This window comes from Arthrobacter humicola, assembly GCF_039531445.1.
In the GTDB taxonomy this organism is placed as follows: domain Bacteria; phylum Actinomycetota; class Actinomycetes; order Actinomycetales; family Micrococcaceae; genus Arthrobacter; species Arthrobacter humicola.
Genome location: NZ_BAAAQB010000025.1, coordinates 238917 through 258954 on the forward strand (window position 1 = coordinate 238917; position 20038 = coordinate 258954).

At 67.7% G+C, this 20038-nt stretch carries 19 protein-coding genes; 8 read left to right on the top strand and 11 right to left on the bottom strand.

Annotated elements, in window-relative coordinates:
• The first annotated feature begins 54 nt into the window (after positions 1 to 54).
• On the top strand, positions 55 to 831 hold the full coding sequence (locus ABD243_RS08285) for a TetR/AcrR family transcriptional regulator (protein ID WP_344364167.1): 777 nt from the start codon (positions 55 to 57) through the stop codon (positions 829 to 831).
• Positions 828 to 2471, top strand: coding sequence for an MDR family MFS transporter (locus ABD243_RS08290; RefSeq protein ID WP_344364169.1), 1644 nt, complete (start codon positions 828 to 830; stop codon positions 2469 to 2471). The genes ABD243_RS08285 and ABD243_RS08290 overlap by 4 nt, the downstream gene beginning before the upstream one ends.
• 129 nt (positions 2472 to 2600) lie before the next feature.
• Here the strand turns inward: ABD243_RS08290 and ABD243_RS08295 are convergent, their stop codons facing one another.
• Together ABD243_RS08295 and ABD243_RS08300 are read right to left on the bottom strand one after the other, a co-directional pair.
• On the bottom strand, positions 2601 to 3071 hold the full coding sequence (locus ABD243_RS08295) for an NUDIX hydrolase (RefSeq protein WP_344364171.1): 471 nt from the start codon (positions 3069 to 3071) through the stop codon (positions 2601 to 2603).
• A gap of 9 nt (positions 3072 to 3080) precedes the next feature.
• Positions 3081 to 3638 carry a prepilin peptidase gene (locus ABD243_RS08300; RefSeq protein ID WP_344364174.1) on the bottom strand — a complete coding sequence of 186 codons (558 nt, stop codon included), beginning with the start codon at positions 3636 to 3638 and terminating at the stop codon, positions 3081 to 3083.
• A 58-nt stretch (positions 3639 to 3696) separates the two neighbouring features.
• Between ABD243_RS08300 and ABD243_RS08305 the strand changes: the two genes are divergently transcribed.
• Both ABD243_RS08305 and ABD243_RS08310 read left to right on the top strand, forming a co-directional pair.
• Positions 3697 to 4521, top strand: a complete 825-nt coding sequence (locus ABD243_RS08305; RefSeq protein WP_344364177.1) for a hypothetical protein — start codon at positions 3697 to 3699, stop codon at positions 4519 to 4521.
• Positions 4522 to 4580: 59 nt separating this feature from the next.
• Complete coding sequence (locus ABD243_RS08310) at positions 4581 to 5231, top strand: GNAT family N-acetyltransferase (protein WP_344364179.1); 651 nt, start codon at positions 4581 to 4583, stop codon at positions 5229 to 5231.
• 565 nt (positions 5232 to 5796) lie between these two features.
• Here ABD243_RS08310 and phoH2 read toward each other — a convergent pair.
• Positions 5797 to 7236, bottom strand: coding sequence for an RNA 5'-3' helicase PhoH2 (phoH2, locus tag ABD243_RS08315; RefSeq protein WP_116766007.1), 1440 nt, complete (start codon positions 7234 to 7236; stop codon positions 5797 to 5799).
• Positions 7237 to 7469: 233 nt separating this feature from the next.
• The gene (locus ABD243_RS08320; protein WP_091250991.1) at positions 7470 to 8231 is read right to left on the bottom strand and encodes an isoprenyl transferase; all 762 of its coding nucleotides are present in this window, start codon (positions 8229 to 8231) and stop codon (positions 7470 to 7472) included.
• A gap of 155 nt (positions 8232 to 8386) precedes the next feature.
• Here ABD243_RS08320 and trhA point away from each other — a divergent pair, with 155 nt between their 5' ends.
• On the top strand, positions 8387 to 9103 hold the full coding sequence (gene trhA, locus ABD243_RS08325; RefSeq protein ID WP_344364183.1) for a PAQR family membrane homeostasis protein TrhA: 717 nt from the start codon (positions 8387 to 8389) through the stop codon (positions 9101 to 9103).
• Positions 9104 to 9627: 524 nt separating this feature from the next.
• Here trhA and ABD243_RS08330 read toward each other — a convergent pair.
• The 4 genes from ABD243_RS08330 to mca form a co-directional block, all read right to left on the bottom strand.
• Positions 9628 to 10293, bottom strand: a complete 666-nt coding sequence (locus ABD243_RS08330) for an HAD family hydrolase (protein ID WP_344364186.1) — start codon at positions 10291 to 10293, stop codon at positions 9628 to 9630.
• Positions 10290 to 12536: a thioredoxin domain-containing protein gene (locus tag ABD243_RS08335; RefSeq protein ID WP_344364189.1), complete on the bottom strand. Its 2247-nt coding sequence runs from the start codon at positions 12534 to 12536 to the stop codon at positions 10290 to 10292. Before ABD243_RS08335 ends, ABD243_RS08330 begins: the two co-directional genes overlap by 4 nt.
• Positions 12514 to 12843, bottom strand: a complete 330-nt coding sequence (locus tag ABD243_RS08340; RefSeq protein ID WP_344364192.1) for a hypothetical protein — start codon at positions 12841 to 12843, stop codon at positions 12514 to 12516. Before ABD243_RS08340 ends, ABD243_RS08335 begins: the two co-directional genes overlap by 23 nt.
• A 136-nt stretch (positions 12844 to 12979) precedes the next feature.
• Positions 12980 to 13885 (bottom strand): mycothiol conjugate amidase Mca, encoded by a 906-nt coding sequence (mca, locus tag ABD243_RS08345; protein ID WP_344364195.1) that lies wholly within the window; start codon positions 13883 to 13885, stop codon positions 12980 to 12982.
• Between the two features lie 194 nt (positions 13886 to 14079).
• Here mca and ABD243_RS08350 point away from each other — a divergent pair, with 194 nt between their 5' ends.
• The 3 genes from ABD243_RS08350 (at position 14080) to greA (ending at position 16609) form a co-directional block, all read left to right on the top strand.
• Positions 14080 to 14532 carry a DUF4307 domain-containing protein gene (locus tag ABD243_RS08350; RefSeq protein WP_116766002.1) on the top strand — a complete coding sequence of 151 codons (453 nt, stop codon included), beginning with the start codon at positions 14080 to 14082 and terminating at the stop codon, positions 14530 to 14532.
• Positions 14533 to 14794: 262 nt separating this feature from the next.
• The gene (locus ABD243_RS08355; protein ID WP_344364199.1) at positions 14795 to 15904 is read left to right on the top strand and encodes an alkaline phosphatase family protein; all 1110 of its coding nucleotides are present in this window, start codon (positions 14795 to 14797) and stop codon (positions 15902 to 15904) included.
• A gap of 210 nt (positions 15905 to 16114) precedes the next feature.
• Positions 16115 to 16609: a transcription elongation factor GreA gene (gene greA / locus ABD243_RS08360; RefSeq protein WP_091250802.1), complete on the top strand. Its 495-nt coding sequence runs from the start codon at positions 16115 to 16117 to the stop codon at positions 16607 to 16609.
• A gap of 172 nt (positions 16610 to 16781) precedes the next feature.
• On the opposite strand, the gene ABD243_RS08365 is transcribed toward greA, so the two are convergent.
• From ABD243_RS08365 to ABD243_RS08375, 3 genes are read right to left on the bottom strand one after another with little or no spacing between them, the layout of a single operon-like run.
• A complete protein-coding gene (locus tag ABD243_RS08365; RefSeq protein ID WP_344364202.1) occupies positions 16782 to 17405 on the bottom strand; it encodes a rhomboid family intramembrane serine protease in 624 nt (207 codons plus the stop codon).
• An 8-nt stretch (positions 17406 to 17413) separates the two neighbouring features.
• Complete coding sequence (ilvA, locus tag ABD243_RS08370; RefSeq protein WP_091250807.1) at positions 17414 to 18652, bottom strand: threonine ammonia-lyase; 1239 nt, start codon at positions 18650 to 18652, stop codon at positions 17414 to 17416.
• 21 nt (positions 18653 to 18673) lie between these two features.
• Entirely contained in the window at positions 18674 to 19999 is a 1326-nt protein-coding gene (locus ABD243_RS08375; protein WP_344364206.1) for an AI-2E family transporter, read from the bottom strand.
• Positions 20000 to 20038 lie beyond the last annotated feature (39 nt).

Here is a 20038-nt window from a genome sequence, read left to right on the forward strand (position 1 = left end):
CCGGCACCCCGACACCTTTTGCACTAATTGCAGTTAAGTGCAAAAATGCACTCTATGGGCAACAGTGCAATTAATGTGCGCGGCCTCCGCGAGCGCAAGCGTGCCGCCACACGGGCGGCAATCACCGCCGTCGCGCGTTCACTGACCGCCGAACGGGGCCTCAACGGCTACACCGTGGAGGAAGTCTGCGAGCAGGCGGGCATTTCCCGCCGGACGTTCTTCAACTATTTCCCCGCCAAGGAAGATGCAATCCTCGGCCACGTCGACGACGACTTTCCCGAAGAGGTGGTCGAACGCTTCATGGCAGGCGGCGCCGGCTCGCCCGCCGGCGAAATATCGGACTCGCTCCTGGCCGACCTCGTGCGGCTGTCCCTCGACCTCGCCGAACGGATGAGCGGCTCCGAGGAAGAAACCCGCCAGCTGATCGGCGTGATCAAGAAGGAGCCCCAGCTGATGCTCCGGATCATCGGCGCCTCCGAGGAACGCGAGGCCGAGTTCGCCCGGCTTCTCGCGGACCGGGAAGGCGTCCCGACGGACCACCCCGTGGTGCGCATGGCCGTAGTTCTCCTGGGCAACATCGCCAGGAAGACCAGCGCCGGCTATTTCTCCGAAGGCAACACGCGCACCTACAAGGACATGCTGCTGGAAAACATTGCGGCGGCCCGGACGCTCTTTGCGTTGCCGTTCGATCCCTCTCGGGCCGGGCCGACCCCCTTGAGCATGTCCCGGCCCCACATCCAGCAGTCCAGCACCTCTCAGTCGAGTTCTGCGCTGCCCAGTTCTTCGCAGTCGCATTCTCCCCAGTCCACCCCTTCCGAAGGAGCGCAATGAGCGCGTTCAGCACCAAGCCAGCAGCCGAGCCGCTGCTGCTGACCCAGAAACGCATCTGGATCATCTTCTCCGCCCTCATCGCGGGCATGCTGCTCTCCAGCCTCGACCAGACCATCGTTTCCACCGCCATGCCGACGATCGTCGGCAAGCTCGGCGGGGTGGAGCACCAGGCCTGGATCACCACGGCTTACCTGCTGGCCACCACCATCGTCATGCCGATCTACGGGAAGTTCGGCGACATCCTGGGGCGGCGGAACCTGTTCCTCATGGCGATCGGGCTCTTCACGCTCGCTTCCGTGGGCTGCGCCTTTGCCACCGATTTCTGGGGCTTCGTGGTGTTCCGCGCCATCCAGGGCCTGGGCGGCGGCGGCCTCATGATCCTGTCCCAGGCCATCATCGCCGACATCGTTCCGGCCAAGGAACGCGGCAAGTACATGGGCCCGCTGGGCGCCATCTTCGGCCTCTCCGCCGTCGCCGGCCCTCTGCTGGGCGGCTTCTTCGTGGACCACCTGACCTGGGAGTGGGCCTTCTACATCAACATCCCGATCGGCATCGCTGCGTTCACGATTGCCTGGTTCACCCTCACACTGCCAAACAAGAAGGCCGAGAAGAAGATCGACATCCTGGGCGTGCTGCTGCTCTCCGCCGCCACCACGTGCCTGATCTTCTTCACCGACTTCGGCGGCAAGAAGGATGAAGGCTGGGATTCGCCGCTGACGTGGGCCTTCGGCGCCGGACTCGTGCTCGCCGCCACCGCCTTCGTCATGGTGGAGCGCCGGGCCGAGGACCCCATCATTCCGCTGAGCCTGTTCAAGAACCGCATCTTCGTGAACTCGACGGCCATTGGCTTCACCCTCGGGCTGGGCATGTTCGCGGCCATCGCCTTCGTTCCCACGTTCCTGCAGATGTCCTCCGGGACCTCCGCCGCGGAATCCGGCCTGCTGATGCTGCCCATGATGGTGGGACTCATGGGCACGGCCATCTTCTCCGGCATCCGGATCTCCAAGACCGGCAAGTACAAGATGTTCCCGATCCTCGGGGCGGCCCTGACCATCGCCGCCATGCTGTGGCTGACCACGCTCACGGCCGCCACCCCCATCTGGGTCATCTGTGTGCAGCTGTTTATCTTCGGCGCCGGCTTGGGCTCGATCATGCAGGTGATTGTCCTGGTGGTGCAGAACTCCGTGCCGGCGGACCAGATCGGCACCGCGACCAGCACCAACAACTACTTCCGCGAGGTCGGCGCATCCCTGGGCGTCGCTGTGTTCGGTTCCATCTTCACCACCCGGCTCGCCGAATCCCTGACCAATGCCTTCACCGGCGCCGGGGCGTCCGCCGAGCAGGCGTCGCAGTCCACCCGGACGATGGACCCGCAGACCCTCAGCCAGCTCCCGGCGCAGCTCAAGGACGCGATCGTCAACGCCTACGCGGATTCGCTCGCGCCCGTCTTCTGGTACCTGCTCCCGTTCCTGGGCATCGCCCTGATCCTGGCTATTACCCTCAAGCAGATTCCGCTCTCGGACACCGCCGGAATGGTGGCCCGCGGAGAGGCCGTCGGCGGCGAGGAAGCCGAGCGGCTCGAGGCGGAACGAGCCGCGGCTGCCAGGAACGACGACGAGCTCACCCGCCAGCGCGGCTGATCTTCCGGACTCCGTTCCCGAACCCGGCCGCATCCGCTGGCCGGTGCCAGCCAGGGGCGCCGCAATCTTTGGGGGTTGCGGCGCCCCTGCTGCATGCCGTGCACGTCAATACCGGAAGACTGGCCCGGGTCAGCGCCGGTAGTGGACGTCGGCGGCGGGGTCACTGGCCCGGCGGATCGTTTCCAGGTGTCCGGCCATGAGCTCCGGGAAGTCCTTCGGCAGGAACCAGCCGACGTCGAGGGATTCGTCGTCGTTAACCCGGGCCTCGCCCGAGACAAAGCGGCACCGGAACACCAGGGTCAGGAAATGGCACACGTCGCCGTTGGGATACCGGGTCGGGCCCACGGCATCAACAGAAACCAGCCGCTCCACAACCGCAACCACACCGGTCTCCTCCAGGATCTCCCGCAGCAGGCCCGGCGCAGGTTCCTCGCCCGGTTCCAGGATCCCGCTGATCAGTCCCCACTGTCCGTTGTCGGCCCTCCGGCCGAGCAGGACCCTGCCGTCGTCGTCGAACACCACTCCCCTGACTCCGGGCAGCCAGAGGGGCTCGTGCCCGATCTTCTCGCGCAGTCTCATGATGAACTCCGGGGTCGCCATGCCGGCCGCCTACGTGGCGGGGATCAGCAGCATGGCTGCCGCTGTTCCGGCGAGCATGAACGGCCCGAAGGGAATGGCAGATTGCAGCGTCCCGCGGCGTGCGACGAGCAATCCGAGGCTCCACAGGCCGCCGAGGATGAACGCGGCAAAGGTCCCCGCAAAGACGTGCCCCCAGCCAAGGAATCCCAGGTACATTCCCAGGACGCCTGCAAGCTTCACGTCACCGAATCCCATGCCCGGCGGATACACCGCGTGCAGGACGAAATAAAACAGCCACAGGGATACCCCGCCGGCGAGGACACGCAGCCCCGGCACGCCGAACAGCCCGGCATCCGGTGTACCGGCAACATCTTGCCCCGCGGGAAGAAACTGGCTGGCGGCCGCGCCCAGCAGGAGAAGTCCGGCGATGGCATAGGAGGGAAAGACGATGCGGTCCGGCAGCAGGTGGTGCCGGACATCGATCACGGTGAGCCGGACGGCCATCACGAAAAAGTAGGCGCACGCGGCCAGGGCCAGCCAGAAGGCCAGCGGGTTGGCGGCGCCCAGGGTGCCGAGTCGTTCGATCACTCTCGGATGCTACTGGATATTCGCCCGGCCCGTCGGTCCCCGCGCGTAAACTGTGGATATGGCCGCATGGGACAGCAGGAACCGGCGCGGGCCGCTCGCGCCCCGGGGCCCGGCGGACCAGGCTGCGGCCTTCCGGCACCTGTGCCGGTCCTCGCCGTGGAAGTGGCAGTCGCTGAGGTTCGAGTACGTGGACCGGCCTGTGAAGGCTGCCGCGGGCTCCGCGCCAGCCGCCGTCCCCGACGACCTCGTCCGGGCGTGGCTGCGCAGGCCCGGCGCCCTGCGGCTGGAAACCGTCGACGGACTGGTGATCGCCAGCACCACCGGCATCAATGATTCACGCGGCGGCTTCTACGTCAGTTCGACGCGGAAGACCTGGCTCCTGCCGCCGCATCTGGTCACCCCGGTGTACGACGACGACGGGCTGGTGCGCCGCCGCCCGGAGGCAGCCTACGGCGAACCGTCCTTCGGGAACGGCCGCTTCGCCGCCGTCCTGGACCCGGTGGAGCTCGCGGGGAATTCCCCCGTCCCGCTGGAGTTCCCGAACCTCAACGCTGTGGCGCTTGGTCCCATCGCGGAGGTCGACCACGAGGGCCGGCCCGCCCTCGAAACCACGGTCAGTCCGAACCCCTCGTACCGTCCGGCCGACCCTGCAACCCCGATCTGCCGCCCGGGACGCACGCTGTTACGGGTCGACGCCGGCACCGGCGTATGCGTTGCAAGCCGCTGGCTGGACGCACCGGAAACCGGCGCCGAGCCGGCCTACGGGCACTGGCTCAGGATCCTGGGCGTGGACGAATACATGCTCGATGACCTGTTCCTCGCCGAATCCATGAACCTCACGGACGTCCGCCGCCACATCAGCTGGGACGTTCCGGCAGAGTAGCAGTGCCGGTGCCGCGGCGTGACTGGCATCCCCGACCCGGTACCGTTAGGCTTCCTGCGATGACTTCGCCCGCCGACTACTGGCCCCCGTTCGGACTGACCCTGACCACCCCGCGCCTGACGTTGCGCCCTGTCCGGGACGAGGACATTCCGGCCGCTATCGGGGCCGCCCTCAGCGGCGTGCACGAGCCGGGCCGGAGCCCCTTCAGCACCCCATGGACCGACGCCCCGCCCCACGAGCTCGGGACCAACATGGCGCAGTGGTACTGGCGGTGCCGCAGCAGCATGACGCCCGGGGACTGGACCCTCCTGCTCGGCATCTGGCACGACGGCGACTTCGTCGGCTGCCAGGACGTCGCGGCCAAGGACTTCAGCACCCTGAAGACCGTCAGCACGGGATCCTGGCTCCGCCAAAGCGCCCAGGGCCGCGGCCTCGGCACCGAAATGCGTGCCGCCGTCGCGCTCTACGCCTTCGACTACCTCGGCGCCGAACTCGCAGAATCCGAAGCCGCCGTCTGGAACCAGCAGTCCCTGGGCGTCTCCCGCTCCCTCGGCTACGAACCCAACGGCGTCACCCGCGCCGTCTGGGGCGGCCAGCCCCAGGAAGTCCAGAAGGTCCGCCTGACCCCGGCCACCTTCAAGCGCCCCGACTGGAATCTGCAGGTAAAGGGCCACGAGCCCACAGCGAAGTACCTAGGCATCCAGAAATAGCAGTGACCCCTCCCCTCCGTTGGGTTGCCGTGGTTGGGTGTGCGGTGCAGCGGCGACCCGCCGTCGCTTAGACACCTCCCGTCGCGACGCTACGGTCGCTGGGCGACCTTCACTTCGCTTTGGTCGGCGATGCGCTCCTTGGCGGGACGCCGCAGCCCCGCGAAGGTGGGACGCTCACCAGCCGGGACGCGCTCCTCCGTAAGGTGAGGGACAAACCTGCCGGGACGCGGTCTTTCGCAAAGGAGCGCATCGCGACGCATCGGATCCCCGGAGGTCGCTCAGCGACCGCAGCGGGCCCAATGCGTTGTAAGCAGCGTCCCGAGGGCCCCGAGGCGAGCTTGCGAGCCTTGGGAAGGGACCTCTGCGCTAAGCGACGGCGAAAGGCCGCGGCACGGCGAACCCAACCACGGTTACCCGACCACAGCGAAGGGCCGTGGCCCGGCAAACCCAACTACGGCGAACCCAACCACGATTACCCGCCGACGGCGGGACGCCGCTGCCCGGCGAACCCAACCACGGTTACCCGACCGCGGTTACCCGACCACAGCGAAGGGCCGTGGCGGGCTTAGATCTCCGCCCCCTCGAGCAGATCCGTCACCAGGGCAGCGATCGGCGAGCGCTCCGAGCGGGTGAGGGTGACGTGGCCGAACAGCGGGTGGCCCTTCAGCGTCTCGACCACCGCGGCCACGCCGTCGTGCCGTCCGACCCGCAGGTTGTCGCGCTGGGCGACGTCGTGGGTCAGGACGATCTTCGAGTTCTGGCCGATCCGGCTCATGACCGTCAGGAGCACATTCTTCTCCAGGGACTGCGCCTCGTCGACGATCACGAACGCGTCATGCAGCGAGCGGCCGCGGATGTGCGTCAGCGGCATGACCTCGAGCATGCCCCGGTCCATCACTTCCTCGACGACTTCCTGGCTGACCAGAGCGCCCAGCGTGTCAAAGACGGCCTGCGCCCACGGGTTCATCTTTTCCGCCTCGGATCCGGGCAGGTAGCCCAGTTCCTGGCCGCCCACGGCGTACAGGGGACGGAAGACGATCACCTTGCGGTGTTCCCGGCGCTCCAGGACGGCTTCGAGACCGGCGCACAGGGCCAGCGCGGACTTGCCGGTGCCGGCGCGGCCGCCGAGGGACACGATGCCGACGGACGGGTCCATCAGGAGGTCGATCGCGAGCCGCTGCTCCGCCGAGCGGCCGTGGAGGCCGAAGACGTCGCGGTCACCCTTGACGAGCCGGACCTGCTTGTCCGCCCCGACCCGGCCGAGGGCCGAGCCGCGGCTGGAGAGCAGGACAAGCCCCGTGTTAGTCGGCATTTCGGCCGCGGCCGGGATGAAGACCGGCTCGTGCCCGTAGAGGGTGGCGACCTCGTCCTCGCCCGCGTCGATCTCGGCGACGCCGGTCCAGCCGGAGTCCTTGACGAGTTCATTGCGGTATTCGTCGGCCATCAGCCCCATGGCCGAGGCTTTGACGCGCATCGGCAGGTCCTTGGACACCACCGTCACGTCGCGGCCCTCGTTGGCCAGGTTCTTCGCCACCGCGAGGATGCGGCTGTCATTGTCCGCCCCGCGGAAGCCGGCCGGCAGCACCTCTGCGGAGATATGGTTCAGCTCCACCATAAGCGTGCCGCCGTCGCGGCCCAGCGGGATGGGACGGTCCAGGCCGCCGTGCTCAAGCCGCAGGTCATCCAGGAGTCGGAGCGCCTTGCGCGCGAAGTACCCCAGTTCAGGGTCGTGGCGCTTTCCTTCGAGTTCGGTGATGACGACGATCGGCAGGATGACCTCGTGCTCGGCGAAGCGCAGGAGGGCCCGCGGATCGGAGAGCAGCACGGAGGTGTCGATCACGAAACTGCGGGCCGTGCCCCGGATTCCTGTTCCTTCCCCGGAAACAGCAAGACCGGCCGCGGCGGAATCCGCTGCACCGGTCTTTGAGGTGGCTCGCTTGGCGCGAGAGGTAGCTTTCTGTCCCTGGTCGGAAATGACATCGGGCAGTTGCTCAGAAATAGCCACATCGACTCCAGCCCCGGGGCAATGCCCGGATTTGTTATTGGTGAGGCGGCTCGGCCTGAAGGCCGCACGCGGCCTCCCATACACCCGGTGCGAACTTCCGCTCCATGTACTGGCCTCCCCGATCGGCCGGCGAATTGCCCGCCGATGGGATAAACGTACGTCTCAAGGGGTGGGTTTGTCCGCCAATTTGACGGCGATTCTTGTTGCCGGTTTGTGAACTCCGCGTGAACGGTTCAGGCGCCGAAGCGGCGCTGCCTGCCGGCGTAATCGCGCAGGGCGCGCAGGAAGTCGACCTTGCGGAACGCCGGCCACAAGGCCTCGCAGAAGTAGAACTCACTGTACGCGCTTTGCCACATGAGGAACCCGGATAGCCGCTGCTCCCCGGAGGTGCGGATCACTAGGTCCGGATCCGGCTGGCCCCTTGTGTAGAGGAACCGCGAGATGTCATCGACGGTGAGTTCATCGGCCAGTTTTCCGATGTCCGCTCCCCGGCTGACGGCGTCGTGCAGCAGCTCCCGGACGGCGTCGACGATCTCCCGCCGTCCGCCGTAGCCGACGGCGACATTGACGTGCAGCTTTTCGTGCGCCGGAGTGCGGGCCGTGAGATTGTTCAGCCGCTCGGCCAGGTAGTCCGGCAGCAGTTCCGGGGCGCCCATGGCGTGGACGGAGATGTCGGCGTCCTCGTCCAGCCGGTCCAGGGTGTTGGCGATGATGCCCATCAGGAGGTCCAGTTCCTCGCCGGAGCGGTTCATGTTGTCCGTGGAGAGCATGTACAAGGTGACCACTCTGACGCCGAGTTCCTGGCACCAGCCAAGGAATTCGTGGATCTTGTCCGCGCCGGCCTGGTGCCCCTGGCTCGTGGGGGCGTTGAACTGGCGGGCCCAGCGCCGGTTGCCGTCCACCATGACGCCGATGTGCCGGGGGATCCGCTCCGGGTCCAGGGAGCGTTGCAGTTTGCGCTCGTAAAAGCCGTAGAGGAACCCGGGCATTTCCATCCGGAGATTCACCTGGCTTCCTTGAGATCCTTGGTTCAGTGCACATCCTAGGCTACCTGCCGGAGCGCCCGGCCGCGCGCAGGACTGCCGCAGGGTAGCCCCCGAACCATAGTTACTCGCAGGTAACTTACCAGCGCGTAGTTTATTATTGCGGCATGGAAAGCAACAGTCTGGAGCCCCGGCCGGAGCCTCCGGCAAAAAAGGGGACCCCGGTGGACGACGCCGCGGTGAAGCTTGCCGAGCTGCTCATGATCAAGCCCAAATGGCGGGGCTGGATCCACACCGTGACCGCTCCGCTGGCGCTCGTCGCCGGGCTGGTGCTGGTACTTCTGGCTCCGCCGGATCTGAAGCTTGCGTGCACCGTCTACGCCGTTACCGGGGTGCTGCTTTTCGGGGTCAGCGCCGTGTACCACCGCGGGAACTGGTCACCGCGGGTCAAGATTGTCCTCAAGCGCCTGGACCACACCAACATCATGCTGGTGATCGCCGGCAGCTACACGCCGCTGGCCTGGGCCCTGCTGGAGCGGCAGAAGGCCGAACTGCTGCTGTGGGTCATCTGGTCCGGGGCCATTCTTGGTGTGCTGTTCCGCCTGCTGTGGACCCACGCCCCGCGATGGCTGTACGTGCCGATCTACATCGCCCTGGGCTGCGGGGCACTGTTCTATCTCCCGGATTTCTTCGCCGCCAATGTGGCCTCGGCCGTGCTGATCTGCGTCGGGGGCGTCCTGTACATCACCGGAGCGGTCTTCTACGCCCTGAAGAAGCCGAACTTCAGTTACGAGCACTTCGGCTTCCACGAGCTGTTCCATGCCCTGACGGTGGTCGCCTTCGCCGCGCACTACATTGCCATTGCGATCGCGGTCCTGGGCTGACCCCGCGGGCCGAGGCTGAGCCGGGCCGAGGGCCGAGGCTGAGCCGGGCCGAGGGCCGAGTCTGGCCGGGCTGAAGCTCAGGCGGCCCTGGCGCGTCAACCAGACCATGCAGTCCGCCGCACTTCTCAGCGTCAACCAGACCATGCAGTCCGCCGCACTTCTCAGCGCCAACCGGGTCACTGAGGGTCCGGATGGCCCTCGACCACCCATACTCCTCCGGCCCGTACCAGCTGCCCTCGTGCCCGTCAGCGGCAATTCTCCCCACCATTGGGACAACGACGACGGGACTCACCGGCCCTTCTGCCCGACACGCCGGGCGAGCCCCCAAAGGTGGGGAAATTCCGACGTCGAGGGCCGGCGCACAACCGGGCTGCGGTTTTTCTCGGCCGTTCGCCCTGCCCAGTCTCCCCACCATTGAGACAACGACGCCGGGACTCACCGGCCCCTCTGCCCGACACGCCGGGCGTGCCCCCCCGAAAGGTGGGGAAATTCCGACGTCGAAGCTCAGCCAATTGGCCACCAGCTCAGGCGGGCCGCCCCGCCGCGATGAGCCCGGGCAGCTGCCGCATGTCTGAAAAGACTGTGGTCCCGGGGCCGGCCAGCCGGGCGGTCGGGGTCACGCCTCCGGCGTAGGCAAAGACGTGCATTCCGGCTGCCCGGGCGGCCTGGACGCCGTAGGCGCTGTCCTCGACGACGGCGCAGCGCTCCGGCGCCGTGCTGAGGCGGCGGGCCGCGTGGAGGAACAGGTCCGGCGCCGGTTTGCCGTTGGCCACCTCCGTGGCGCTGAAGAGGCGGCCCCGGAAGCGGTGGAGCAGCCCGGTTCTGCCCAGGGTGCGGTGCATCTTTTCGTGGCTGCCGCTGGAGGCGACGCAGTGCGGAAGCCGCAGCCGGTCGAGCGCCTCCTCGATGCCGTCGACCGCCTCAAGCCCGCGCTCGAAGGCGTCCTGGTACCACCGTCCGTACTCCTGATCCCAGCCGTCGGCCAGCCGGATTCCGAGGTGCTGCTCCACGGAGGCTACGAAGTGCGCCTCGGATCGTCCGACGAACCGTTCCACGATTTCGTCGAGCTCCAGGTCCCAGCCGAGGTCCGCCAGCACCTTCTGGTCCACCCGGACAGCGATTACCTCGGAGTCAACCAGGACGCCGTCGCAGTCGAACACCACCAGCTCAAAGCCGTGCTCAGAAGTCATCGGGCCATTGTAGCCAGCCGCTCGCGCACCCCTTCGACGGAACCCGTCGGACGGTCACAGACCATTCCGCGGCACAGGAACACCTGCGGGGCGCCGTCCGGATCCGCACCGCGGCCGCGCAGTAGCGGCACGGGCAGGGCGGCGCCGTCGTCCTGGACCGCGACCACCAGCCCGGGGCTGGGTGAGAGCAGCAGCACCCGGTGCAGCGCGGCACGCCCGGGCGTGTCCGGCCCGGTGACGGCGGCCTCGACGGGTCCGGCGAGCGCCGCCTGGGCGGTCGCCAGCAGCCAGCCCGCCACGCGGGGCGCCCGGACCGCGAGCGGCGGCAGCAGGGAGAGGACGTTGGCCGCCAGGGTGCGGTGCTCCGGGGAGCCGGACAGCGCCGAGTGGGTCAGCAACGCCCCGGCCAGCGCGGCGGCACCGCTGGGGGCGGCGTTGTCGAACAGGTCCAGGCCGTCCCGGCCGCCCTGGGCCGCGGTGACCTGCGCCGACTCCCCGGCAGCGTCTTTCAGTCCGCCGTCGGCCGCGAACCGCACGCAGGCCGCATCCAGCACGGCTGCCGCCAGGTTGTACCAGCGGGTGTGCCCGGTCACCCCATAAAGCGCGAAGAGTCCTTCGGCGCAAAAGGCATAATCCTCCAGCAGGCCCCCGATTCCGCGTGCCGTCCCGCCGTGGGAGACGCGGATGAGCCGGCCGGGGCCGTCTCCGGGCGGCTGCCAGTGCACCCGTTCGAGATACGCCGCAATACGTTCCGCGGCGGCCACGAGCTCCGGCCGGGCCAGGACGGCCCCGGCGTCGGCGAGTGCCGCGATGGCCAGTCCGTTCCAGCCGGCCACCACTTTGTCGTCCCGGCCTGGCTGCGGGCGGCCGGAGCGCGCCTGCGCCAGCACCGGGCGCACTCGCTGCCACAGCACAGCGTCGTCGCCGGCGATCTCCCGGCCCGGATGCAGCGGTGAACCGTCGGCGGTCACGCTCCCGGGTGTGCGGACGTTCATGAGGGCCGCCACGGCGGCGCCGTCGGCGGGACCCAAGAGTTCCTGGAGCTGGGCCGGGGTCCACAGGTAGCTGGCGCCCTCGGCGTGCATGCCGTCGACGACGGTATCAGCATCCAGCGAGGACGCCAGGGCCACCGCCTGCGCCGCTCCCCCGCCCGGCGCCGGGGCTTGGTCCGGCGGCAGCCCGAGGCAGGTGAGGAGCCAGTCCGCGGTGCGCCCGGCCACTGCTGCCGCCTCGGCCGCCGGGTACTCGAGCGTGCCGCCCAGCCGTACCCAGTGGACGTAGACGCGCAGCAGCTGGGCGTTGTCGTAGAGCATTTTCTCGAAGTGCGGAACGGACCAGTTCCGGGTCACGGAGTACCGGGCGAAGCCGCCGTCGAGCTGGTCGAACAACGCCGACCGGGACATCGCTGCGAGCGCGCGCCCCGCCATATCGCGGGCCGCCGCCGCGGTGTCAGCTCCTACAGCGTCCGGGCCGGCAGTATCGAGTTCAGCGGCTGCCGACGGCAGTCTGTCCCCGGGCACGGCGGCGTGCCGGATCAGGAATTCGAGCACGGCCGACGGCGGGAATTTCGGCGCTCCGCCGAAGCCGCCGTGGCTCTGGTCTTCGGACCGGGACAGGGCACGAACGGCTTCCCCCAGGATCGCAGCGTCCAGGGGCTCCGGCGGCCCGTCGAGCCGGACGGCGCTGGCCGGCTGGGACGCGGCCATGCCGCGGGCCAAGGTGGCGGCATTAGCTTCGACAGCGCCGCGGCGCTCCGTCCAGGCCTCACTCACGGCCTCAAGGACCTGCCGGAAGGAGGGACGCCCCGGCATGGGCCGGGGCGGAAAGTAGGTGCCGGCGTGGAAGGCCCGGCCGTCGGGCAGGAGGAAGACGGACATCGGCCAGCCGCCCTCGCCGCTGATCGCCTGCGTGGCGGCCATGTAGACGGCGTCGACGTCGGGGCGTTCCTCGCGGTCCACTTTGACAGCGACGAAGTGGGTGTTCAGGTAGTCGGCCGTGTCCTGGTCCTCGAAGGATTCGTGGGCCATGACGTGGCACCAGTGGCAGGCCGCGTAGCCGATGGAGAGGAACACCGGAACGTCCCGGGTGGCCGCGGCGGCAAAGGCCGCATCGCCGAACGGCTGCCAGTGGACCGGGTTGCCGGCGTGCTGGCGCAGGTACGCAGAGGGCTCCGCCGCCAGGGCGTTCGAGCCTCCTGGCAGCGGGCGGGGGGAACCGCTGTTAGCGGTTTCCTGGTCCTGCATCGCCGTTGACTTCCGGCCGGGCAGCCCCGCCCTCGGACGGGAACCGGGTGTCCTCGGTGCCGTCGGCGCCGGAGGTCCCTGCCTCCTCGGCGGCCGTACGCTCGGCCTCCACCTGGGCCCGGTAGCGGACCCGGCGGATGCGCCGCACCATGTCCACGATCAGCAGCGCGGTCAGCACCACGATGAAGGCTGTCAGCAGGAAGCCCAGAAAACCCGGGGTGACCTGGTCCTCGGACAGGCCCGGTCGCAGCGACGGCGTGGGGGTGGGCGCCGGAGCTGTTGCCAGAGCGATGAGCAAGGAATGCACGGTGAAAACCTTCTGTGGAAACCGGTGTCTTTTCTTCGGCGCCTCTTCTACGGCGCCTCTTCTACGGGGCGTTAATCCTACGGGGCCTCAATTCTACGGGGCCTTTTCTACGCCGGATAGAAGAAGTCTATCCCGTCTATCTTAACCCGGCGAAGAGGTCCGTTTCGGGCAGTTCGACCGGGATCCGCGACTCGATCAGGGAGTAGTCCTCCCACGGCCAGACCTTGCGCTGCATGGCCGCGGATACCGCAAAGAAGAATCCTTCCGGGTCCACCTGCGTGCGGTGGGACCGGAGCGCGTCGTCGCGGGCTTCGAAGAAGTCCCCGCACTCGATCTGAGTGGTGGTGGGGTGCGTCGGCGGCGGCGGGGTGTGCCCCTCGGCGTCCGCCTCAAGCCAGGTGGCCAGCCGCTCGGCATACGGGGACTGCAGGCCGGCCTCTTCCAGCGCAAAGTGGAGCGCGCGGAAGCGGTCCGGGCTGAAGGCGCGGTCGTAGTAGAGCTTGCTGGGCGCCCACGGCTCCCCGATGCCCTGGTAGCGGGCGGGATCACCGGCAGCCGCGAAAGCCTCGACGGCCACCCGGTGCGCCATGATGTGATCCGGGTGCGGGTAGCCTCCGTTCTCGTCGTAGCTCACGATCACATGGGGCCTGAAGTCCCGGACCAGCCGTACCAGCGGCGCGGCCGCCCGCTCCAGCGGCTGCAGGGCGAAGCAGCCCGGCGGCAGGGGCGGCAGCGGATCGCCTTCCGGCAGTCCGGAATCCACGAATCCGAGCCAGCGCTGCCGGACCCCGAGGACCTTCGCGGCGGCGTCCATCTCAAGGCGGCGGGCCCCGGCCATGTCGCGCTTGGGGTGCGGCTGGCCCTCCATCGCGGGGTTCTGGATGTCGCCGCGCGAGCCGTCGGTGCAGGTGGCCACCAGGACATCCACGCCCGAGGCGGCGTACATGGCCATGGTGGCGGCACCCTTGCTGGATTCGTCGTCGGGATGAGCATGGACCGCCAGCAGACGAAGCGGTGCTGACGGGCTGGGGGATGCTGTCATCAGGGGACGGCTCCTCTTTCTGCTGTTCTCTGTTCTGGCGGACTTGCTGGTGTGGCGGACATGCCGTTGTGCCGGACGCTGCGGAGCTGCTACGGCACGGCCACCCGCAGGCGGGCCGGCCGTCCATGGCGTAGCCTGCAGGGTCAGCCGCCGCCGCGGATATATCCCGGTCCGATCCACACTAAACTGGACTGGTGACTTCCGAGGATCAGCATGCCGCGCCGGCACCTACCAGCCTAGCCAATCGTTACGGCGGCCAAAAGCGCGCACTGACACGCAAGGGCAAACGCAACATCCTGATCGCCGTCCTCGCCGTGGGCATCGCCTTCCTTGCCTGGGTGACGACGTCGGCGGCCACTACCAGCGTCAGCTTCAAGGACATCGGCTACAGCACCACCGACGCCACCCTGACGGAGGTTGACTTCCAGGTGACCAAGGACCCCGCCGCGGATGCCAAGTGCGCTGTCAAGGCCATGGACTCCAAGTTCGCGATTGTCGGCTGGAAAGTCGTGGACATCGGCCCGAACCCCACCGATGCCGGCACCGACGGCGGACACACCACCGGCCACAGTACCCAGCTGCGCACCGAATCCCAGGCTGTCTCCGCCGTCGTGGACAACTGCTGGATTCCGGACGCGGGAAAGTAGGCCGCGGCCCCCCGCTGGCCGCAGCGCCCCGTCCGGCCGTTGCCAACGCCTCCGCATATGCGCCACCCGGGACCCGCCGGGCTGCGGGGAGCTGGTCATTCACCGCGACGCCGCGCCAATCAATGAACTCAAAAGGTGTCCGCGGAGGGACATCCTTGGACCGGAGACCTATGCTGGTGCCAGCGACTCGTCGGCCTCGAGAGCAGGGCAGTGACCGAAGCGGTGCCGGGCCCCCTGCTGCACGCTTCAACAAGAAAGCGGGATGCGCATGAACCCCGGAAAGTCGAAAGGAACCATCGGCCGGGGCGCGGCCGCCCTGCTGGTGCTGGCAGCGACAATAGTCCTGGCAGTTTCCGGCTGCGAGCCATGGCGAGCCGCGGATCCTCAGGCGCCCGCCGCGGGCGCCCGCGCCGACCGCCCGGGGCATGTGTTTGTGATCAATCTCGAGAATGAAGGATTCGACAAGGCCTGGGGCGCTGACTCGGACGCTCCCTACCTCTCGGAGACGCTTCGTTCCAAGGGCGTGTTGCTTTCCAATTACTACGCAATCGCCCATCACTCCGCTCCCAATTACATCGCGCAGATTTCGGGGCAGGCCTCCAACCCCATGACCCGGAACGATTGCGGCACATATGTCCCCTTCGTACCAGAGGGCACCGCCGAGCCGGGGCAGGTGAAAGGTACCGGCTGCATCTATCCCGCGTCGGTACCGACCGTCGCGGGCCAACTCAGTGCGGCCGGTAAGACCTGGAAGGGCTACATGGAGGGGATGAAAAGTCCATGCCGGCATCCTGAGACCGGCGCCGAGGACGGTAACCAGGACGCCTCACCGGATGATCAATACGCGACCCGGCATAACCCCTTTGTCTACTTCGCGGCGATCACATCCTCGCCGGATTGTCAGAAGAACGTGGTTGACTTCACCGAATTTGCCGGGGACCTTAAGTCCGCGGCGACCACCCCCAACCTTTCCTTCATCAGCCCCAACTTATGCAATGACGGGCATGACAGTCCCTGCGCGGACGGCAGGGAGGGAGGCTTGGTCAGCTCCAACGTCTGGTTGCAGAAACAGATACCCGCGATTCTGGACTCCCCGGCCTATAAACAGGACGGAGTGCTTGTCATTACCTTTGACGAAGCTGACGGTGCCAGACAAGGCCCAGAGGGCGTTCCCGGCGGAACAGCCGGGGGCCGCGTCGGTGCCTTAGTGCTCTCCCCCTTCGTCCGGGGCGGCACAATCTCGGACAAGACGTACAGCCACTACAGTCTTCTGGCCACGATCGAAGACATCTTCTCGCTACCACGCCTCGCGTATGCCGGTGCCCCCGGAGTCGACGGTTTTGGACCCGACGTCTTCAACTCGCGGCCGTGACCAGCCCCAGCCGCCCCGGGTGGCGGCACCAGCGGGACAAACCTTGCCAGATGGCAACACGATGTGATCCACGCCGCAGTCCTCTTTGGTTTATCCACAGGATTGACTACAATGGATCAATACCTTTCCCCCGCTGAGCTGGTTACTGCGTCATAAAAGTGGCCACCGTGGCGGGGTCTTTGCTTGTATGACCACCCAAAGGAGAAGTCCGTGTCTACCACCAACAGCGCAACTGCGGCTTGGCTTACCCAGGAAGCTTTTGACCGCCTGAAGGCAGAGCTGGACCACCTTTCCGGCCCCGGCCGGGCAGAAATCGTCCAGAAGATCGAAGCCGCGCGCCAGGAGGGCGACCTCAAGGAGAACGGCGGCTACCACGCCGCCAAGGAGGAGCAGGGCAAGATCGAGGCCCGCATCCGCCAGCTCACGGCCCTTCTGAGGGACGCCCACGTCGGCGAAGCCCCGGCCGATGACGGCATCGTGGAGCCCGGCATGATCGTCGTGGCCAAGATTGCCGGCGACGAGGAAACCTTCCTGCTCGGCTCCCGCGAGATTGCCGGCGACTCGGACCTGGACGTCTTCAGCGAGAAGTCCCCCCTCGGCGCGGCGATCGTCGGCCACAAGGAGGGCGACAAGCTCAGCTACACCGCCCCGAACGGCAAGGACATCACGGTGGAGATCATGTCCGCCAAGCCGTACGCCGGCTAGCACCGCAGCACACGTTCCCGCACGGAACACCTTTACGAAAAATAGCGACGCCGGTCTCCCCCTCGCGGGGAGGCCGGCGTCGCCTTTTTTCTGCCTGCTTGGTGGATCAGCACGGCGGTTAAGCATTGCGGATCAGTGTGGCAGGTCGGTGTGGCAGGTCAGTGTGCGCGGGTTAGCGCCCGGCGGGCAGCGACCGCGGGCGCCGTGTGCTCAGCAGCACGGCCGCTGCGACGCCGCCGATCGCCCCACCCAGGTGCGCCTGCCACGAGACGAAACTTGCCACGGTGGGCAGCACGCCGAAGAGGATCCCGCCGTAGGCCATGAACAGCACCACGGACAGCACGATCTGCCACCAGTTCCGGTTGAAGAAGCCGCGGACCAGCAGGAACGCGAACAGCCCGAACACCAGTCCGGACGCGCCGACGGTGACGCTGGTTCCGCCGATGAGCCACACCACGATTCCGGACGCCAGCCAGCTGGCGGCCAGGGCCGTGATGAAGACCCGCCGCCCGGACAGGAACACGATAAACCCGAAAATGATCAACGGGAGCGTGTTGGACATCAGATGGGCGAGGCTCGCGTGCAGCAGCGGAAACGTCAGGATGTCCAGGATCCCGTCCATGCTGCGCGGCCGCAGGCCGAATATGCGGTTCAGGGAATGGAATAACGCGGTGTTGACAATCTCGATCAGGTAGAGCAGCACCACGAAGGAGCCCACCACCAGCAGGCCCGTGCGGGCCCGCGCCCCGGGAGAGTCCCCTGCTCCCGGCTGCCCGCCGGAAGACGCGTCCAGCACCCCGGCCCCTAGTGCACCACGATCGGCTGGAAGCCCTCGGCCCGGAGCGCCGCCAGGACCTGGCTGCAGTGCTCGTGGCCCTTGGTTTCCAGGTTGACCGTGATGGAGACGTCGCCCATGCTGATGGAGCCGCCCACCCGGGTGTGGTCCAGTCCGGTGACGTTGGCGTCGTTCTCGGCGATGATGCGGGCAATTGTCGCAAGCGAGCCCGGACGGTCATCAAGCATCATCCGCACAGTCATGTAGCGGCCGGCAGCGGACAGACCGCGCTGGATCACCTTAAGCATCAGCATGGGGTCGATGTTGCCGCCGGAGAGGACCACCGCCACGGTGCCGGGGTTCTCGATCTTGCCTTCCATGAGCGCCGCGACGCCGACGGCCCCGGCGGGCTCAACCACCATCTTGGCGCGTTCCAGCAGGAAGATCAGCGCCCTGGCCAGGGCGTCTTCGCTGACGGTGACGACGTCGTCGACGAGCTCGCGGATGATGCTGAACGGCAGCTGACCCGGCCGGCCCACGGCGATACCGTCCGCCATGGTTGACACCTTCTTGAGCGGCACGAGGGCGTCCGCGGCGAGCGAGGGCGGGTAGGCGGCGGCGTTCTCGGCCTGGACGCCGATGATGCGGATTTCGCGTCCGAGCTCCTTGGCGCGGGCCTTCACGGCGACGGCAACGCCGGCGAGGAGTCCGCCGCCGCCGACGCCCATGAGGATGGTGTCCACGTTCGGGACCTGCTCCAGGATTTCCAGCCCCACCGTGCCCTGACCGGCGACGACGTCGACGTCATCGAAGGGGTGGACAAAGACCGCGCCGCTTTCATCGGCATAGCGCTTGGCCTCGGCCAGCGCCTCGTCCACGTTGTGGCCGTGCAGCACCACTTCGGCGCCGTGGCTGCGGGTGGCGGCGAGCTTGGGCAGTGCGACGCCGAGCGGCATGTAGATGCGGGCCTTGATGCCGAGGCTCTTGGCCGCGACGGCCACGCCCTGGGCATGATTTCCGGCGGAGGCCGCCACAACGCCGCGCTTCTTCTCGGCGTCAGAGAGCTTCGCCATGCGCACATAGGCGCCGCGGACCTTGAACGACCCGGCGCGCTGCAGGTTTTCGCACTTGAGGAAGACCTCGCCGCCCACCATGGTGCCGAGGGCCCGCGATGACTCCACGGGTGTCCGCGTAATAATCCCGTCGAGCAGCTTCTGCGCCTCCAGGACATCGTCCAGCGTGACGGGCAGGCTCTCAAGGGTATTCACGAACTGTTCTCCTTCTTCGGATCAGGCGTCGGTGCCCCGTCCGGCATCGCTGCCCGGAGCACCGCTGTTGGGTGCGGCGCCCTCGCGGCCGGGCGTTCGGCCCGGCAGGTGGACGTCTGTGAAGGTGGTATCTGCGCCGGGCTCGGGGGCAGGGCTTCGCCCTGGTCCCGCGGTTGCCAGCACTTCATCATGTTCCCACGTTCTGCCGGCAATGTAGCGAATCGACGAGTTTGCTACGGCGAGGAGCGGAACGGAAAAGAGCGCACCGGGGATCCCGGCGAGGTAGGAACCGGCTGCGACCGCCAGGATCACGGCCACGGGGTGGAGGGATACGGCCTTGCCCATGACGAGCGGCTGCAGTATGTGGCTTTCCAGTTGCTGGACCAGGAGCACGATCGCCAGCATGATCAGGGCGTTGACCGGTCCGTTGGCGACAAGTGCCAGCAGAACGGCGATGGCGCCGGTGACCAGCGCGCCGACCACCGGGATGAAGGAACCGAGGAAAACCAGCACGCCCAGCGGCAGCGCGAGCGGCACGCCGATGATGGCGGCGCCGACGCCGATTCCCACAGCGTCCACGAACGCGACGAACATCTGGATGCGCGCGTAGCTGACCATGGACGTCCAGCCGCGGCGGCCCGCACCGTCGGTGGCGCGGCGCGCGTTCCGGGGCATGAGACTGACCAGGAAGGCCCAGATCCTCTCACCTTCCAGCAGGAAGAAGATCAGCACGAACAGCGCCAGTACCAGGCCTGCGGCGAAGTGCCCGGCCGTGCTCCCGAACGTCAGGGCACCGCTGAGGATACTGCTGCTGTTGTTCTGCAGCGCGGCCGTGCCTTCCTGGACGTATTTGTCGATCTGGGCGGCCGTCAGCTGCAGAGGGCCTTCCGACAGCCAGGTCTGGACCTGCTGGACGCCAGTGAGTGCCTGGGACCACAGCTCCCCGAACCCCTGGGCGAGCTGGCGCCCCACCAGTGTCAGGGCGCCGATGATCAGGCCGATGAAACCGAGGACCGTGATGGCGACGGCGAGCCCTTTCGGCACGCTCCGCTTGGCCATCCAGCGCACGGCAGGGCTGAGGAGCCCCGCCAGCAGGGCGGCCACCATCACCGGGATGATGAGGAAGCTGACATGGCTGAGCAGCCAGATCAGGCCCCCGAGCACCAGCAGGATGAGCCCGGCGCGCCACGCCCAGGCGGCGGCGATCCGCACGCCGTAGGGAATGTCCTGGTCAATCTGTCGGTCGGTCCGCACCCGGGCCCCGGAAGGGGATACGGCCCCGGATCCGGCCCCGGCCGCGGAAATGGCGGGTGTTGTGGCGGGTGCGGCGTCCTCAGCTGGCGTCATAGCCCCATAATTCCCTAGCAGCCGTTCAATAGGAAACCG

What these genes read in the sequence shown, in the direction of transcription:
- ABD243_RS08285 (WP_344364167.1), top strand. Translation starts at nt 55, where the DNA reads ATGGGCAACAGTGCAATTAATGTGCGCGGCCTCCGCGAGCGCAAGCGT.
- ABD243_RS08290 (WP_344364169.1), top strand. Translation starts at nt 828, where the DNA reads ATGAGCGCGTTCAGCACCAAGCCAGCAGCCGAGCCGCTGCTGCTGACC.
- ABD243_RS08295 (WP_344364171.1), bottom strand. Translation starts at nt 3,071, where the DNA reads ATGGCGACCCCGGAGTTCATCATGAGACTGCGCGAGAAGATCGGGCAC.
- ABD243_RS08305 (WP_344364177.1), top strand. Translation starts at nt 3,697, where the DNA reads ATGGCCGCATGGGACAGCAGGAACCGGCGCGGGCCGCTCGCGCCCCGG.
- ABD243_RS08310 (WP_344364179.1), top strand. Translation starts at nt 4,581, where the DNA reads ATGACTTCGCCCGCCGACTACTGGCCCCCGTTCGGACTGACCCTGACC.
- ABD243_RS08320 (WP_091250991.1), bottom strand. Translation starts at nt 8,231, where the DNA reads ATGGAAATGCCCGGGTTCCTCTACGGCTTTTACGAGCGCAAACTGCAA.
- trhA (WP_344364183.1), top strand. Translation starts at nt 8,387, where the DNA reads ATGGAAAGCAACAGTCTGGAGCCCCGGCCGGAGCCTCCGGCAAAAAAG.
- ABD243_RS08330 (WP_344364186.1), bottom strand. Translation starts at nt 10,293, where the DNA reads ATGACTTCTGAGCACGGCTTTGAGCTGGTGGTGTTCGACTGCGACGGC.
- ABD243_RS08335 (WP_344364189.1), bottom strand. Translation starts at nt 12,536, where the DNA reads ATGCAGGACCAGGAAACCGCTAACAGCGGTTCCCCCCGCCCGCTGCCA.
- mca (WP_344364195.1), bottom strand. Translation starts at nt 13,885, where the DNA reads ATGACAGCATCCCCCAGCCCGTCAGCACCGCTTCGTCTGCTGGCGGTC.
- ABD243_RS08355 (WP_344364199.1), top strand. Translation starts at nt 14,795, where the DNA reads ATGCGCATGAACCCCGGAAAGTCGAAAGGAACCATCGGCCGGGGCGCG.
- ABD243_RS08375 (WP_344364206.1), bottom strand. Translation starts at nt 19,999, where the DNA reads ATGACGCCAGCTGAGGACGCCGCACCCGCCACAACACCCGCCATTTCC.